The organism is Massilia norwichensis (assembly GCF_024753245.1).
In the GTDB taxonomy this organism is placed as follows: Bacteria; Pseudomonadota; Gammaproteobacteria; order Burkholderiales; family Burkholderiaceae_D; genus Telluria; species Telluria norwichensis.
Window position 1 is genome coordinate 1 of sequence record NZ_JANUGX010000108.1, and the last position, 210, is coordinate 210.

Genomic DNA, 210 nt, shown 5'->3' on the forward strand with positions numbered 1-210 from the left:
ACCGCGCTGACCACCATGCATGAGGACATCTTCAAGGCTGCAGGCGACTTCAACGGCGGCAAGCAGAAGGCGCCTGCTGCTACTGCAGGCGACCCGGACGTCGACTTTACCAAAGGCGGCATCGCCGGCAGGGAACTGACGGCAACCTCCGATGCTGAAGAGACGACTCTCGCAGGCAGTGCCGCTACCGGCAAAACCGGCACGGTGAAC

General features: G+C 62.9%; 1 protein-coding gene. It reads left to right on the top strand.

What is annotated here, in order from left to right; translation table 11 throughout:
• Window positions 1-210 (top strand): hypothetical protein (locus tag NX782_RS26325; protein ID WP_258848452.1); only part of this gene is annotated, 210 nt, incomplete at both ends.